The sequence below is a fragment of the Corynebacterium sp. ACRPQ genome, from assembly GCF_022347225.1.
In the GTDB taxonomy this organism is placed as follows: Bacteria; Actinomycetota; Actinomycetes; order Mycobacteriales; family Mycobacteriaceae; genus Corynebacterium; species Corynebacterium tuberculostearicum_D.
In genome coordinates this window covers 1-14,703 of the sequence record NZ_JAKRNF010000028.1, presented here as the reverse complement: position 1 = coordinate 14,703, position 14,703 = coordinate 1, and the positions used below count along the sequence as shown (strand labels likewise).

The 14,703-nt window shown below is 58.4% G+C and carries 15 protein-coding genes and 1 tRNA gene; 5 read left to right on the top strand and 11 right to left on the bottom strand.

Annotated features, from left to right (window positions below):
• From MHY24_RS11630 to MHY24_RS11620, 3 genes are all read right to left on the bottom strand, one after another.
• Positions 1-685 (bottom strand): helix-turn-helix domain-containing protein (locus MHY24_RS11630; RefSeq protein ID WP_239230814.1); only part of this gene is annotated, 685 nt, incomplete at its 3' end.
• A 385-nt stretch (positions 686-1,070) separates the two neighbouring features.
• Complete coding sequence (ykgO, locus tag MHY24_RS11625; protein ID WP_003847162.1) at positions 1,071-1,193, bottom strand: type B 50S ribosomal protein L36; 123 nt, start codon at positions 1,191-1,193, stop codon at positions 1,071-1,073.
• A gap of 120 nt (positions 1,194-1,313) precedes the next feature.
• Positions 1,314-2,669, bottom strand: a complete 1,356-nt coding sequence (locus MHY24_RS11620) for a sugar porter family MFS transporter (protein ID WP_239230811.1) — start codon at positions 2,667-2,669, stop codon at positions 1,314-1,316.
• A gap of 27 nt (positions 2,670-2,696) precedes the next feature.
• Between MHY24_RS11620 and nadE the strand changes: the two genes are divergently transcribed.
• On the top strand, positions 2,697-3,518 hold the full coding sequence (gene nadE / locus MHY24_RS11615; protein ID WP_239230808.1) for an ammonia-dependent NAD(+) synthetase: 822 nt from the start codon (positions 2,697-2,699) through the stop codon (positions 3,516-3,518).
• Here the strand turns inward: nadE and MHY24_RS11610 are convergent.
• Both MHY24_RS11610 and MHY24_RS11605 read right to left on the bottom strand, forming a co-directional pair.
• A complete protein-coding gene (locus MHY24_RS11610; RefSeq protein ID WP_239230804.1) occupies positions 3,515-4,240 on the bottom strand; it encodes a fructosamine kinase family protein in 726 nt (241 codons plus the stop codon). The two genes, nadE and MHY24_RS11610, sit on opposite strands and share 4 nt — an antisense overlap.
• Positions 4,241-4,270: 30 nt before the next feature.
• Positions 4,271-4,645, bottom strand: a complete 375-nt coding sequence (locus MHY24_RS11605; protein WP_239230800.1) for a DUF805 domain-containing protein — start codon at positions 4,643-4,645, stop codon at positions 4,271-4,273.
• Between the two features lie 80 nt (positions 4,646-4,725).
• Between MHY24_RS11605 and MHY24_RS11600 the strand changes: the two genes are divergently transcribed.
• The gene (locus tag MHY24_RS11600; RefSeq protein WP_239230798.1) at positions 4,726-5,634 is read left to right on the top strand and encodes an NAD(P)/FAD-dependent oxidoreductase; all 909 of its coding nucleotides are present in this window, start codon (positions 4,726-4,728) and stop codon (positions 5,632-5,634) included.
• A 52-nt stretch (positions 5,635-5,686) separates the two neighbouring features.
• Here MHY24_RS11600 and MHY24_RS11595 read toward each other — a convergent pair.
• The 4 genes from MHY24_RS11595 to pgm form a co-directional block, all read right to left on the bottom strand.
• A tRNA-Ala gene (locus MHY24_RS11595) sits at positions 5,687-5,759 on the bottom strand.
• Positions 5,760-5,835: 76 nt separating this feature from the next.
• On the bottom strand, positions 5,836-6,585 hold the full coding sequence (locus MHY24_RS11590) for a thioredoxin domain-containing protein (RefSeq protein ID WP_239230795.1): 750 nt from the start codon (positions 6,583-6,585) through the stop codon (positions 5,836-5,838).
• A 54-nt stretch (positions 6,586-6,639) separates the two neighbouring features.
• The gene (locus tag MHY24_RS11585) at positions 6,640-7,104 is read right to left on the bottom strand and encodes a MauE/DoxX family redox-associated membrane protein (RefSeq protein ID WP_239230793.1); all 465 of its coding nucleotides are present in this window, start codon (positions 7,102-7,104) and stop codon (positions 6,640-6,642) included.
• Between the two features lie 16 nt (positions 7,105-7,120).
• Complete coding sequence (gene pgm / locus MHY24_RS11580) at positions 7,121-8,737, bottom strand: phosphoglucomutase (alpha-D-glucose-1,6-bisphosphate-dependent) (protein ID WP_239230791.1); 1,617 nt, start codon at positions 8,735-8,737, stop codon at positions 7,121-7,123.
• A gap of 136 nt (positions 8,738-8,873) precedes the next feature.
• Here pgm and MHY24_RS11575 point away from each other — a divergent pair, with 136 nt between their 5' ends.
• Genes MHY24_RS11575 through MHY24_RS11565 form a run of 3 tightly spaced genes read left to right on the top strand, consistent with a single transcriptional unit; the run spans position 8,874 to position 10,964 of the window.
• Positions 8,874-10,295, top strand: coding sequence for a sodium:alanine symporter family protein (locus MHY24_RS11575; RefSeq protein WP_239230789.1), 1,422 nt, complete (start codon positions 8,874-8,876; stop codon positions 10,293-10,295).
• 10 nt (positions 10,296-10,305) lie between these two features.
• The gene (locus tag MHY24_RS11570; protein WP_204611047.1) at positions 10,306-10,608 is read left to right on the top strand and encodes a fluoride efflux transporter family protein; all 303 of its coding nucleotides are present in this window, start codon (positions 10,306-10,308) and stop codon (positions 10,606-10,608) included.
• Entirely contained in the window at positions 10,605-10,964 is a 360-nt protein-coding gene (locus MHY24_RS11565; RefSeq protein ID WP_204611046.1) for a CrcB family protein, read from the top strand. Before MHY24_RS11570 ends, MHY24_RS11565 begins: the two co-directional genes overlap by 4 nt.
• A gap of 50 nt (positions 10,965-11,014) precedes the next feature.
• On the opposite strand, the gene MHY24_RS11560 is transcribed toward MHY24_RS11565, so the two are convergent.
• Entirely contained in the window at positions 11,015-13,558 is a 2,544-nt protein-coding gene (locus MHY24_RS11560) for an ABC transporter permease (protein ID WP_239230786.1), read from the bottom strand.
• Positions 13,559-14,287 carry an ABC transporter ATP-binding protein gene (locus MHY24_RS11555; RefSeq protein ID WP_204611044.1) on the bottom strand — a complete coding sequence of 243 codons (729 nt, stop codon included), beginning with the start codon at positions 14,285-14,287 and terminating at the stop codon, positions 13,559-13,561.
• Positions 14,288-14,703 lie beyond the last annotated feature (416 nt).

Here is a 14,703-nt window from a genome sequence, read left to right as displayed (position 1 = left end):
TGGGGTTATCAGTGGGGTAGTCGATGGGCAGGCGATTAGAAATCTCCTCAGGTGACCATTGTGCCCGCAATTGTGCGCATACATAGTCCCATAGTCTTTTGTTGGCTAGTAGTTTCGGTATTTTCGGCCGCAACCTCCGCGCACAGGCCTTTAACTGGGCTGTTTCTGCACGATACGGGCCTTCCGCACTGTGGTTTCTGCGTACTTCACGCTGAATTGACGATGCACTTCGCCCTAAACGGCGCCCAATCTCACGCAGTGGCACATCTTCGCGGAGAAGATCGGCGATGATGACGCGTTCTTCGAAGCAAATGTAGCGATTGCTGATGCGTTTATACGGATCTACCCCGCTAGGTAAGGCGGGAGGGGCAAGCCTTCCGGATTCGATGACATCATGGCGTTGGCGCAGCGCTTTCATAAGTCTGTTATACGTGCTGGCGTCTTCGCCGACGGGTATGAACTCTTCTCGTCGACCCTGGGATTTGGTGAGTCCTTTTTCGAAATCTAAACGCAGTCGACGATCAATTCCTACTGCCGTGCCAGCATCACCACCAGGCAGGCTCGCCAGCCGAAGGCGCAGGTATTCCACTCTTAACTGCGTCTGGCGGACTTTCCGAGCATACTGACTTAACCGGATATGGCACCCAGCTTCCGTAGCTACGGCATACGCAGCGGTAAGATGCATCCCACATCTTTTAGCAGCTTGGCGTACCGACAGTCCGCTTCGGACTAGCTCTACAAGCTGGACAGCCTGGCTGCCGCGGCGATCAACTCGTTTGGCTTTATACACGACTGGCAATCCAAAGGCATGGCAAAAATTCAAAGCATGCCCGTAATGACAGCCAAGCTCACCAGCCGCCGAACGGACACTACGCCCACTGCCAACCAAGGCAACTAAGCCACGACGATCCGATTCAGACAACGAATGAAACGGGCCAACAACCCCAGACACAACAACACCCTCCTAAGGGAAAGTGTTGCAACGACCCTCTGAACTCAAGCGGAGCTCACGCATAAAAAAATCCGCCCCACTCCGGAAGCCGGAGGGAGCGGATGGAATCGCGTCTCAATTAGCCCTGACGAGCCTTGAAACGGGGATCCTTCTTGTTGATCACGAAGACCTTACCGTGGCGGCGAATAACCTGGGCGCCCGGCTTCTTCTTCAGCGACCGAAGGGACTTACGGACCTTCATCGGGCGCTCCTTTCGTTATGCGCAATCTACATGCGGTTGAATAAGTAAAGCACGGACTGGGAATCCCCAGCCATGACACGAGGAAAAATGTTACCTCACACGGCCGTCAATACCAAAACACTAAGGCTTCACGGGTGCGGACTCGCGCTCGTAGCGCGACTTCATTTCCTCGCCTACCTCATCCAGGCTACGTCCCATAGTCTCTGGAACCAAAACCTTGGTGTAGCCGATGGCGATGAGGCCGAAGACTCCGAAGACGATAAACGCCACCGGGCCGGTCAGCCACTCCACTAGCGGCAGGAAGTACTGCGCCACGGCCCAGTTGGTGGCCCATAGCGAGAGCCCCGCAATGCCCATGCCTAGGCCGCGCACCTGCAGTGGCACCAGCTCGGAGATGAGTAGCCAGGTAGTGGGCGACACTGCCGCCTGCTGAAAGGCGATAAACAGCGCCATGAATACCAACGAGACCATCGCCATGGCGGTGGAGTCCTGCGCGTGGGAATAGGCAAAGGAGAGGATAAACAGCGAGACCACATTGCCAGTCAGGCCGATCAGCAACAATCGCTTTCGCCCAATGCGGTCCACGACCTTCAGCCCCACCCAGCAGGCCAGCACGGATACCGTGCCGATAACGATGGAGGTATAAACCGAGTTAGCCGTGGATATCCCCACCTGGTTCATCATGGTCGGCGCGAAATACACGATGGCGTTGACGCCGGTAATCTGCTGCGTCAGCCCCATCAACATGGCAAGCAGCACCGTAATTTGCATCCAGCGATTGGCCTTCAGCGCCTTCCATTCGGATCCGCTGGACTTGCGCGCAGTGTCCTGCGAGGTCAGCTCCGAAATATCCATCCCGGCGCGCCCGGCAATCTCTTGGGCGCGGGGCATGCGCCCGTTGGTTGCCAGCCATACCGGCGTCTCTGGCAGGAAAGCCATTCCGAGCGCCAGCGCCAGGCCCGGCACCGCGGCCAAGCCCAACATCCACTCCCAGCTACCGGTAGAAGCCAGCGCGGAGTTGACCAGGTAGGCCATCAACTGGCCCACCACAATCGCGAGGGTATTGAGCGAGACCATGCGCCCGCGCACCTTGGCGGGCACGATCTCCGCGATATACATAGGAGACACGATGGACACTGCACCCACGGCAAAGCCCAAAAAGGTGCGCGCGGTAGCCAGCATTCCCACCGAGCCGGAAAGCGCACACCAGATGGAACCCAACACGAAAATGATGCCGCCTGCAATCAGCGTGAAGCGACGCCCATACCTATCGGCGATGCGCCCGGCCGTCAGCGCCCCTACTGCAGCACCCACGAGCAGCATCGAGGTCACCCAACCCTCTTGGTGGGCACTCATGTCGAATGCGGGGCTAATAAAAAGCAAGGCACCGGACATCACGCCGGTGTCGTATCCAAATAGCAGCCCACCCAGGGCCGCTATGCCAGCTACTACCTTGACATAAACTTCCTTATTCACAGCACAATATTGTGTCAGGCGGCTACCATGAACGTCATGTCGAATGATGCCGAAAAACTGCAGCAAACCATCATAAAAGCCCTGGGTGTGCGCCCCTTTATCGATCCAGAAGCGGAAGTGCAGCGCCGCGTGGATTTCCTGGTTGATTACCTGCGCACCACCGGCGCTAAAGGCTACGTGCTGGGTATTTCCGGCGGCCAGGATTCCACCTTGGCGGGAAAGCTTGCGCAGCTGGCGGTGGAGCGCGTCGACGGCGCGGAGTTTTGGGCCGTGCGCCTGCCCCACGGCGTGCAGGCCGATGAGGACGATGCCCAGATTGCTCTGGATTTCATCCAGCCCGATCACCGCCCCACCGTCGATATCAAGCCGGCCACCTTGGCCCTCGACGAGCAGGTGGCGGATGCGCTGCAGCTTGCCGACGTCACCGATTTCAACCGCGGCAATACCAAAGCCCGCCTGCGCATGACCGCCCAATACGCCATCGCCGGCGAGGTCGGCGCGCTAGTCATCGGCACCGACCATGCGGCGGAAAACGTCACCGCCTTCTTTACCAAGTGGGGCGATGGCGCGGCGGATCTCCTCCCCTTGGCCGGCCTCAATAAGCGCCAAGGCGCCGCCCTCCTAGAGCACCTTGGTGCCCCGCGCTCTACCTGGGAGAAGGTTCCCACCGCGGACTTGGAGGACGATAAGCCCCAGCTTCCCGACGAAGAAGCCCTCGGCGTCACCTACGCCCACATCGATGACTACCTGGAGGGCAAAGCGGTTCCCGACGCCGCCCGCGAGCGCATCGAAACCTTATGGCGCCGCGGCGCCCACAAACGCATCATGCCGCAGGGGCCGAATCTTTAGCCCAGCGCCTCCAAGGTTGCGGCAGCCGCGCGCTCCAGCGGCCGGTTATAGCTGGCGCCGTGCGTCAGCGCATGCACCGCCAACGGGTGTAGCTGGTGCATGGGAATCCACTTCTCAATGTCCTTCGGCGCACCATATCCCCGGAAAATCTCCTCGAGGTACGGTGCCCCGAAAAGCGCCAACATCCCCAAATCCGTATGCGGGTGCCCACCATGGGCGGCGGGGTCAATCATGATGCCGCCGTCGGGCCCAAAAAGCAGGTTTCGCGCCCACAAATCGCCGTGGATTCGGGCCGGCACCACATCCCAACTGCGCGCGGCGATGGCGTCGCAGGCACGCCTTACCAGGTCCAACTGCGCTGCACTTATCCCCGCCAGTTCTGCGAAGGGCAGCACTCGCTGTTCAACATAGAACTCGCCCCAATTTTTTGTCGGGATGCAGTCTTGCTCGATACTGCCGATGAAGTTCTTGCCTTCCCACCCGGTGGGAGGCGCGCCAAACGCTTCGGCTCCCCCACGGTGCATGCGCGCCAGCTCCGCACCAAATGTCCGCGCGGCCTCCGGCGTAGGCATGACCTCGTCCACGCGCGCGGTAACGATTTCTAGCCCGTCGGCGCTCACGACGTCGACCACCGCGTCGGTGGCCTCCCCGAGCCACCGCAATCCGGCAGCCTCGGCACCTGCTTGATCTCTGTCGCGTACTCGCTTTGAAAAAGTCTGCATGCCGCCCAGCCTAATCAGGCAAGGAAATTTTTAAAGCGCCGCGCGGTCCCGCGTGGGCAGGGCCATCATAAAGAGCAACGCGATTCCACCGAACACGGGAATGAAACCAATCAGGCATAACAACCCCGTCCGCCCGGAATCGTGCAGCCGCCGGCACATCAAGGAAACGACTGGAATCACAAGAACCGCCTCGGCAATAGCCTCAATATCCACGCCAAAGTGCCGATCGATAATGCCGATTGCCACAGAAATCAGCACGAGGAAGCCGAAGACCCACCAAAACTCACTCATGGACGCCCGGCCACGAAAATTGAAGTACTTTACAAAGAACCTGCCTAGCGCCTGTACAGGCGACGCCCCATAGAGCGCGTCGCGTGTAAAGAACCCTGTGGATTCATCAGTCATTCTGCGCGCGAGCCCCTTCGATGTTGACTGCATATACTCGGCTGCAAACCATGCTACCCACTTCCTATAAAGGAGGAGCAATGTACTCGGACGTCATCATCATCGGCGGTGGCTTTGCCGGCACCGCTGCGGCCATCACCTTGGCCCGCGCTAACCGAAAAATTCAGTTAATCGATTCTGGGGCTCCCCGCAATCGCTTCAGCGAACATGCCCACGGCATCCTTGGCCTCGATGGCGCGGCTCCCGCCGAACTGCTTCAGCGCGGTCACGCGGAGGTCAAGAAATTCGGCGGAACCATTACCCAGGGCTCGGTGGAAAAACTCACCCGCACTTCCGAGTGCGAGCCTTGGCAGATAAAACTTGGCAGCGACGAGGTTCTCGAATCCCGCCACGTTCTCATCGCGACGGGGCTCACGGACAAGCTCCCTGCAGTCCCCGGCCTCAGCGATTTGTGGGGCACCAGGGTCTTTCACTGCCCATACTGCCATGGCTACGAAGTTACCGGGAAGAAGGTTGCACTCATCGGCGGCGCGAATCCGCCTTTTACCATCCGGATCAGCAAGCTGCTGTCCACGTGGACGGACACACTGACCTTTTACCCCAACGGCCTTGAGCTCACCGATCTTGATCGCACCCAACTCGCCGGATTGGGTGTAGAGGTAAACGATGCGCAAGTGACACAAATCCGGCCAGAGAAGGCATCGTCGACCGGCGTAGTAGTGCAAAGCTCCACTGGAGAAGACACCTATGAAGCGTGCTTTACAGGGCCCGATTTTCTGCCCAATGACGCACTGCTGCGGGATGCCGGCTGCGAATTAACCAACGGGTGGGTCAGCGTAGAGCATGGCCAGACCTCGGTATCGCGCCTCTGGGCGGCCGGCAATGTGGTCAGCTCACCGGACCAAGTCTCGCAAGCAATGGGCAGCGGCACGGCCGTGGGCATCGCCATCGATCAGCGCATGCTCGATGAAGACCTGGCGAAGCTCTAGCCCACCGCAATAAGAAAAAGGAGAGGAACTAATGTTCCTCTCCTTTATCTTGTGGAGCTAACGGGATTCGAACCCGTGACCCCCACACTGCCAGTGTGGTGCGCTACCAGCTGCGCCATAGCCCCTCAAACGAGTTGCAACCCTGTGGGCTGCAACTCGCTTTAATATACATGGAGAGTATTTAACTCTCCAAATCGCCTGCTACTTGGTGACGATCTCTACCCAGTCACCCAGGTTCTTGCCGGCCTTCTCATCCGCCTTGGATGGTACATCCTTGCCATCCTTGACAATACGCGGCGAGGACACAGAGCCCGTTTCCTTATCCAGCTTGTCGTAGTTGGTCTTTGCCACCTTATTGCCCTGCTTAATGTCCACGTTCTTTATGGACTCAACAACATCATCTTCCGCACCAAGTTCCTTGGCTGCGTCCGCAATGTCCTCAATCTCCCAAGAAGTAGCCACCTTCTGCTGATTCTGCAGCATGTAGTCACGCAGATTCCAGTAGGTCTTAACGTCCCCAGACTTAGACAGCTCAGACATAGCGGCTACCGCCTTAGTGGAATAGCCCTCCTGGGTTTCAATTTCTTTGCCATCCTGGAAGTTGAGGGTGCGCACGTGAACGATCAGCTTGCCATCTTCGATGGCCTGCTTCATGTCACCGTCGGTAGCTGCAGCCAATTCTGCACAGTGCGGGCAGGAGTAGTCCTCGTAGAGATCCACCTCAGGGGTACCCTTCTTGGCACTGTCAGACTTGAGGGTGATGGCACCGTCGTTGTATTCCATGGACATATTTACGTCTTGGACATCAACATCACCAAGAGTACCAGGGGAAGACTGCTTACCGTTCCACACGATGTAGCCAATGACAACGGCAATGACGACGAGGAGTACGCCGACTCCCCAAATAAATCCGTTGCCGCCCTTGGCGTTCGGGTCAGTTACTTTGCTCATTTGAACCTTGCCTTCGAAAATTTCCGGACTAATTTAGCCTACCTTGCCCACCTACTAGGGGTGAAGGGCAAACTTGGTGAAAGGGCGTTTGATAGTCCATACAGTGAAGAATAAATATGCGGCATCGCGCAATAGCGTCTTCGCATAGTCCATTCCTCGGTCAGGATTTTGGGCGTCAAAGCCAAAGCAGCCGCAGTCAATATCCAGTCCACGGGCCCAAGCTTGTGCGATGCCCACCATAAAGAGCAGCAACACGACGGTGGCCACGATGGAGGACTTTCGCAAAAACAGCCCGAGCAGCAAGAGCACGCCACCAATAACCTCCAGTGGGCCAATGACCGTTGCGAGGTAAAGAGCCCAATCAGGCGTAAAAATGTCATAGCCCTTAATGGCCTGGGTCATGTCTAGGGTTTTGCCAAGCTTATGCACGCCGGCGTCAATCCACACCCAAGCCATAAAAAAGCGGGCGATGAAGCTGATGACGTCGAGCACCAGCTTCCCATTAGTCTTGCTACTCACGAGGATGAGTGTAGCGTTAAACCCCTAATACATGGTAAACAACTGCCTGTGCTTCTGCTTGCACCTGCTTGAGATGTTCCTCACCCAAGAAAGATTCGGCATAGATTTTGTACTTATCTTCAGTGCCGGAGGGACGGGCGGCGAACCAGGCATTTTCCGTCGCTACTTTCAGGCCGCCAATCGCGGCACCGTTGCCGGGTGCCTCCGTCAGCTTGGCCATAATGTCCTCGCCCGCCAGCTCTGTAGCGGTGACCTTGTCCGGAGACAACTTCTTGAGGATGGCCTTCTGCTCGCGGTTCGCGGGGGCGTCGGTGCGGGCATAGGCTGGGGCGCCAAATTTCTCCGCGAGTTCTGCGTAGCGCTGGGACGGAGTCTTGCCGGTGACGGCGGTGATCTCCGCGGCGAGCAAGTCCATAATGATGCCGTCCTTGTCGGTGGACCACACGGAGCCATCGAAGCGCAGGAAAGACGCCCCGGCAGACTCCTCGCCACCGAAACCAATGGTGCCTTCGAGCAACCCCGGTACAAACCACTTAAAGCCGACGGGCACCTCCACCAATTCGCGGTCCAGGTTTTTCACCACGCGATCGATCATGGAGGAAGACACCAGGGTCTTTCCCACACCAGCGCTCCCCCACTGCGGGCGGTGACTAAAGAGGTACTCGATAGCCACGGCAAGGTAGTGATTGGGGTTCATTAGGCCGGCATCGGGAGTGACAATGCCATGGCGGTCCGCGTCGGCGTCGTTGCCGGTGGCAAGGTCGAACTTTGAGCGGGCGTCGATAAGCGAGGCCATAGCATCAGGCGAGGAACAATCCATGCGGATCTTTCCGTCCGTATCCAAGGCCATAAAGCGGAAAGTGGCATCCACCTCCGGATTCACCACGGTCATGTTGAGCTCGTAGTGGTCAGCGATGGCCTTCCAATAATCCACGGAGGCGCCACCCATGGGATCAGCGCCAATGCGCAGGCCGGAGTCTTTAATGGCCTGCATATCCACCACATTCTTCAAGTCGGCCACGTAGTTGTGTACGTAGTCGTGCTTCACGCAGCGCTCGTCCAGCACGCCCGCGACAGACGTCCGCTTCACGCCTTCCAGCCCGGCGCGCAGGTACTCGTTCGCGCGGCCAGCAATCCAATCGGTGGCCTGAGCATCGGCCGGTCCACCGGTAGGCGGGTTGTACTTGAAGCCGCCATCGCGGGGAGGATTATGGGACGGGGTAATCACGATGCCATCGGTGCCAGGGTGGGTCAGGATGGCATGGGAGACCGCTGGGGTCGGCGTGTAGCGGCCGCGATCATCGACGCGAACCTCCACCCCATTGGCCAGCAGCACCTCAAGGGCGGAGACCATGGCAGGCTCGGACAGCGCGTGGGTATCGCGGCCGATGAAAATCGCCCCAGCAACGCCTTGTTCCGCGCGGTAATCCACAATGGCTTGGGTAATCGCTAGGATATGAGCCTCATTAAAGGCGCAATCGAGCGCTGAGCCGCGGTGGCCTGAGGTACCGAAGGACACCTGCTGATCCGGGTTCTCCGCATCTGGGGTGCGGGTGTAGTAGGCGGTGACCAATTCTGCGATATCAATAAGATCCGTGGGCTGTGCCAGCGTGCCGGCGCGCTCGTGGGCCATGGCGTGCTCCTTGAAGGGTTGGGATGGGATGCCATTCCAGCTTGCCTGCTCTCCCGTGGTTGCGCAGGACGAATATTCCCCCGGCTGGGGGTATGGGCAAATTTACTCCATTTCTATAGTTCGCTAGATTTACAGAATGGACTCGCTTAATTCCATCCTCTCCGCCATCAGCACCGTGGTGTGGGGACCATTCGTCCTCATTCCCCTCCTGCTGGGCACCGGCCTGTGGCTGACCATTCGTTTGGGCGGACTGCAATTCCGAGCGCTGGGCCGCGCGACGCGTCACGTCTTTGCCACAGACTCTGACGAACAGTCCACCGAGGGTGATATTTCCAATTATCAGGCGCTGACCACCGCCCTTGCCGCCACCGTGGGAGTGGGAAATATCGTGGGCGTGGCCACCGCGTTGTCGATCGGCGGCCCTGGCGCACTGGTATGGATCTGGATTACCGGCCTTGTGGGCATGGCGTCCAAGTACACCGAGGCCTACCTGGGTGTGCGTTTTCGCACCACGGATTCCAAGGGCGAGATGTCCGGCGGGCCGCAGCAATACCTAAAGCGTGGCATCCCCGGACCACTCGGATCGGTACTCGCAGTATTCTTTGCCATCTTTGCAATTTGCGCCTCCTTTGGCATCGGCAACCTCGCCCAAGCCAATGCTGTGGCCACCAATATGGAATCAACCTTCGGTATCGCCCCAGCGGCCACCGGTGCAATCCTCTTCGTCTTGGTGGGATCCGTACTCCTCGGCGGAATCCACGCCATCGGGCGCATTACCGCCGCCTTCGTACCGTTGATGATCATCGTCTACGTCCTGGGCGGGCTCTATGTAATCTTCTCGCATGCCGCGGAGATTCCCGCCGCCTTTGCGATGATTTTCAGCGATGCCTTCACCGGCACCGCCGCCGGCGGTGGATTCGTAGGCTCCACCATCATGATGGCTATTCAATACGGTGTTGCCCGCGGCATCTTCTCCAATGAGTCCGGCATGGGCTCCGCCGCCATCGCCGCCGCGGCTGCCAAGACCCCGCACCCAGCGCGCCAGGGGTTGGTATCGATGACGCAGACCTTCATTGACACCATCATCGTGGTAACCATCACTGGCTTGGTCATTGTTGTGGGCGGTACCTGGGATATGGGCCGCGACGAGGCTGGAATCATGACAGCCGAGGCCTTTTCTCGCGTACTCCCAGGTGACTGGGGCGGCACCATCGTTTCGCTCTCCATTATTTTCTTCGCCTTTTCCACCATCATGGCCTGGGCATATTACGGCGAGCGTTCCCTGGAGTCCCTCTGCGGCCGCAAGGCCTCTATCCCCTACCGCATGTTTTTCGCCTGCCTCCTCTTCGTCGGCTCCGTCTCGGAGCTCGAGCTCGCTTGGACCTTCTCGGACCTGGCCAATGGCCTCATCGCCATCCCGAACCTCATTGGCCTGCTCCTGCTCTCCGGCCTCGTGGCCCGCGAGACCAAGGCCTACCTAGCCTTTGACCCCAAGCTCAATAAGCCAGTCGATGAGGTGCGCGCGTTCGTAGAGTCCCAGGGGATGGACTGGAAGTAACATAGGCCGCATGCCTCAGTTCCTCGTCGTGGGTGCTGGCGCTGCGCTCGGCGCGGTAGCCAGGTACCTCCTCTCCGCCGCGCTCGGCGGCGGCATGCTCCCGCTGCTCCTTATCAATATCCTCGGCAGTGTCCTCATGGGCTACTTCCGCCCCGGCCCCTTTTGGGGCACCGGCGTGCTCGGCGGTTTCACCAGCTTCGCTACCTTCGCTTTCCTAACCTCCGAGGCCCATTGGGCCGTCGCCCTGGCCTATGTCCTAGCCACCATCGTTGGCTGCGTGGGCGGCTACTTGGCAGGTGACAAGCTGCGATGAATCTTCTCTGCGTCCTTATCGGCGGCTTCATCGGCGGCAGCCTGCGCTATGGCTTTACCCGGCTTGTCCCCGCCCGCTACTGCACTTTCGTGGCGAATATTTTGGGCTCTCTAGCCCTTGGCCTGGCCTATGGTTTCGCCCAGCTTGCCGACGCCCCCCTTCTCCACCCCTTCCTCGCCCTCGGCCTCGCCGGCGGCCTATCCACTTGGTCCACATTGGCGAAGGAACTGGGTGAGATGATCAAACGCAAACAGTGGTGGCGACTGTGCAAATACCTCTTCTGGACCATCGGACTCGGCATCGTTCTAGCCTGGCGCGGCACCATCTGGGCGGCCCGCATTTATCACGGCATATAAGCAAAATGGTCTCATTCTCCGCGCGGAGAATGAGACCATTAGCTGTATACCTAGTCTGCGATTGCCTCCAATGGCGGCGTCTTTGCCGCACGGTTCGACGGCCAGACGGCCGCGATAATGCCGACGATAGCCGAGCCTACGAGCATAATGAGCACCATCGCCCACGGAATCTGCGCGGAGTCCAATCCCTCATCACCGAGGATCTCGATGAAGGACCAGCCCAAGCCGAGGCCGATAAGGATGCCCATCACCGCGCCGAAGAGCGCAATCTGCACCGATTCAAGAGTGATCATCGTACGGATCTGGCGGCGCTGCGTACCCACGGCACGCAACATACCAATCTCCTGGCGTCGCTCAATAACACCCAGGGTCAAGGTATTGACAATTCCCAGCACGGCGATAATCACTGCAAGGGCAAGCAGACCATACAAGATGGAAAGCATCTGGTCGATGAACCCGGCGGCTTGGCCCGCATACTCCTCGCCAGAATTAACCTGAACCACGACCAAATCCTTGACCGAGTCCTCTAGGTTGTGGCGCAGTTCTTCCTTGTCATAGCCTTCCTGGCCCAAGACGCCCACCATTTGGACGGTAAAGGACTTCTTTGGTGCGACCTTTTCGGCCACATCCTGCGAAAGCACCATATTCTGGACCACATCGGTGGGCTTAAAGGTACCGACCAGCTTGGCCTCGGCCTTCTTGTCCTTTTCCGCAGAAGTAACCTTGTAGGTCTCTCCTACCTTCCAGCCGTGTTCCTTGGCAAAATCTTCGGTAGCAATGAAGCCCTTCTCCAAGTTGGCATCGCCCTCGACCATGTCGAGCGCAATCATCGACGACGGATCTCCATCCGCAGTCGTCGTTTGCTGGAATTCTGGACCATAATCCATCGATGCCTGACCATCGACGGTCACCGGAGCCATACCGACGGTAATCACCTTATCGACGCCCTCGGCCTCCGCCGCGCGCTTACCCGTATCCTTCGGCGTCGGGAATTCACCGGAGCTAGGACCGGAAAGCAGGTAATCAGAAGTGATGTTCTGCTCCACGGTATCGGCCACAGAAGACTTCATCGTTGCACCAAGCATGCCAATAGCGGTTACTAGGGCCACGCCCAAAGTTAGCGCGAAGGCAGTGGCGGCGGTGCGGCGCGGATTGCGTCGCGAGTTAGTCGCCGCCAGTGAACCAATAGCGCCAAACGGTGCACCGATTGCCTTGCCCACCGTCGGCACCAGAGGCAGCGACAAAGCAGGGCCGGCCAGGAAGAATCCGACGATGACGCCGAACGCGCCAACGCCGACGAGGATGGCGCGGACGCTGGTTTCGCCGTCGGAAAGCACGCCTGCCAACGCCGCAACAATACCCACCAGCAAGATAGTGGCACCGAAAATCGTGCGTACCTTCAGGGAAGTTCCGGAAGCAGATTCGGTAGTGCGCATTGCCTCCACCGGCTGTACGCGGCCCGCGCGCCGTGCCGGCGCCCACGCGGATACAACCGTCACGATGGTGCCCAAAATAATTGGAACTACGATGGCCGAAACGCTCAGGCCCAAGCCGCCATCGAGTGACATTCCCTGCGCGCTCATGACTGCCTTAATGATTGCGACCAAACCCATACCCGCAATCACGCCAACAATGGAGCCCAGAACGCCAACAATGGCGGACTCCACCACCACCGAGTTTGTAATCTGGCGACGGGAAGCACCCAGCGCACGCAAGAGAGCGAACTCCTTCGTTCGCTGCGCGACAATCATCGAGAAAGTATTCGCAATGATGAAGGTGCCTACCAGCAGCGCAATCAGGCCGAAGGCGATGAGGAAGTAATTGATGAACTTCAAGGCAGAAGACATCATCTCCGAGGTCTCCTCAGCCAGGCGCTCACCCGACTCCGCCTTGACTTCATACTTCTCGTTCAGGTGGTCCACCAAGGCATTCGCATCCACTCCATCGGCTGCAGAAACCTTGAGCTGGCTCGGCTCGCCGTAGCGCTCCAGGTAATCCTTTTCAGCCATGCTCAGCACGATGCTCTCGCCTTGGTCGACCGCGGGCTCCGAGATGCCAGAAACGGTAACCGTATCCTGCTCATCGGGGTGAACCACAGTCAGCTTCTGGCCCACGGAAATGTCGTATTTGTCGGCCGCGGAAGAGTTGACGAGGACCTCGTCCTTACCGCTAGGCTCCTCGCCCTCCTTCAACTTATCGGCGCCACCAACGACCTTGTCTTCCGGGTAGAACGGAACAACACTGGCCGTGCCGCCCTGGGTTTGAAAGGCCTCCGAGTTCTCATCGGCCGCGACAACGGTCTCCGAATCCGCGATATTGATGTTCTTGACATCCTTATCGTCGGCCAACTTCTGGCGCAGCTTGTCATCCAGTTTCGCGCCATTGTCGTCTTTTTGGCTCACCACTGCATCCACACCGCGGAACTGATTATCCACGGCGGAGTCAAACGTAGACTTCAGCGAATTGGTAAACATAAACGAGCCGGCAATAAACGCGGTGCCCAAAACCACCGCGAGAATCGTCAGCCCAAGGCGCAGTTTATGCGCCACGATATTGCGCAGAGACACTCTACGCATTGCGTTTCCGCGTGCCATTTAGCCCTCAATCTCCGCCATTACCTGGTGAATGGCCTCCATCGTCGGATTGTGCAACTCATTCACAAGCTTGCCGTCAGCAAGGAAAACCACCCGGTCCGCATACGAGGCGGCCTTGGCATCGTGTGTCACGATGACCACTGTTTGGTCGTCCTTATCCACCGCGGTTCGCAAAATGTCGAGCACCTCGGCCGAGGAATTCGAATCCAGGTTGCCCGTTGGCTCATCGCCGAAGATGATTTCCGGCCGAGAAACCAATGCACGAGCACAGGCCACGCGCTGCTGCTGTCCGCCAGACAATTCAGCTGGGCGGTGTTCCAGGCGCTCTGCTAGGCCGAGGCGGCTAGTGACCTCCTCAAACCACTGCTTATCGACGCCCTTACCCGCAATATCCGTAGGCAGCGTAATGTTTTCCGCCGCAGTCAGCGTGGGCACAAGGTTAAAGGACTGGAAAATAAAGCCCAGCCGGTCACGACGCAAGGCCGTAATGTTTTTGTCATTGAGCGCCGACATATCGGTATCACCGATAAATGCTGATCCGGAGGTCGCTGAATCGAGACCAGCCATGGTGTGCATCAGCGTCGACTTACCGGAACCCGATGGGCCCATGATCGCCGTGAATTCGTTCTTGCCGAATTCAATGGATACATGATCAAGAGCGACGACAGCTGTGTCATCGCTTCCGTATTGCTTAAACAAGTCAACGGCGCGAGCCGCAGCATTAGTCATGAGACAAATTCTCCTTGTAAATGGGAAATTACCTATTTAAGTCTAGCGACCGTGGCCCCCGGCCGACATCATCCCTGAGGAGGAAAACGGCATACGAGAGCCCGGCACCACCGTTCTCGTGGGTCACACACTGCGGGCTCCGGCCTACTCCCTAGCCCTCCTTTCGCTGTGTTCGTTGTTGTTGGTGTGTGAGGTATTGGGCCCAGGTGTGGTTCCAGTGGGTGTGGTGGGTGGCTAATGGTCCCGTGGGGTGGTCTAGTTGGTAGGTGCCGTCGTGGTGTAGCCAGGCGATGGTTGAAGTGCCCCGAGTTTTGTTCCTAGGCATTTGCCTTGATTTCTATTATTTCTTGCGGCGGGTTCTGCTTCCAAAAATCGGTTTCCACTTCGACTGGGGTTCGGTATCCCAAGCTTTGGTG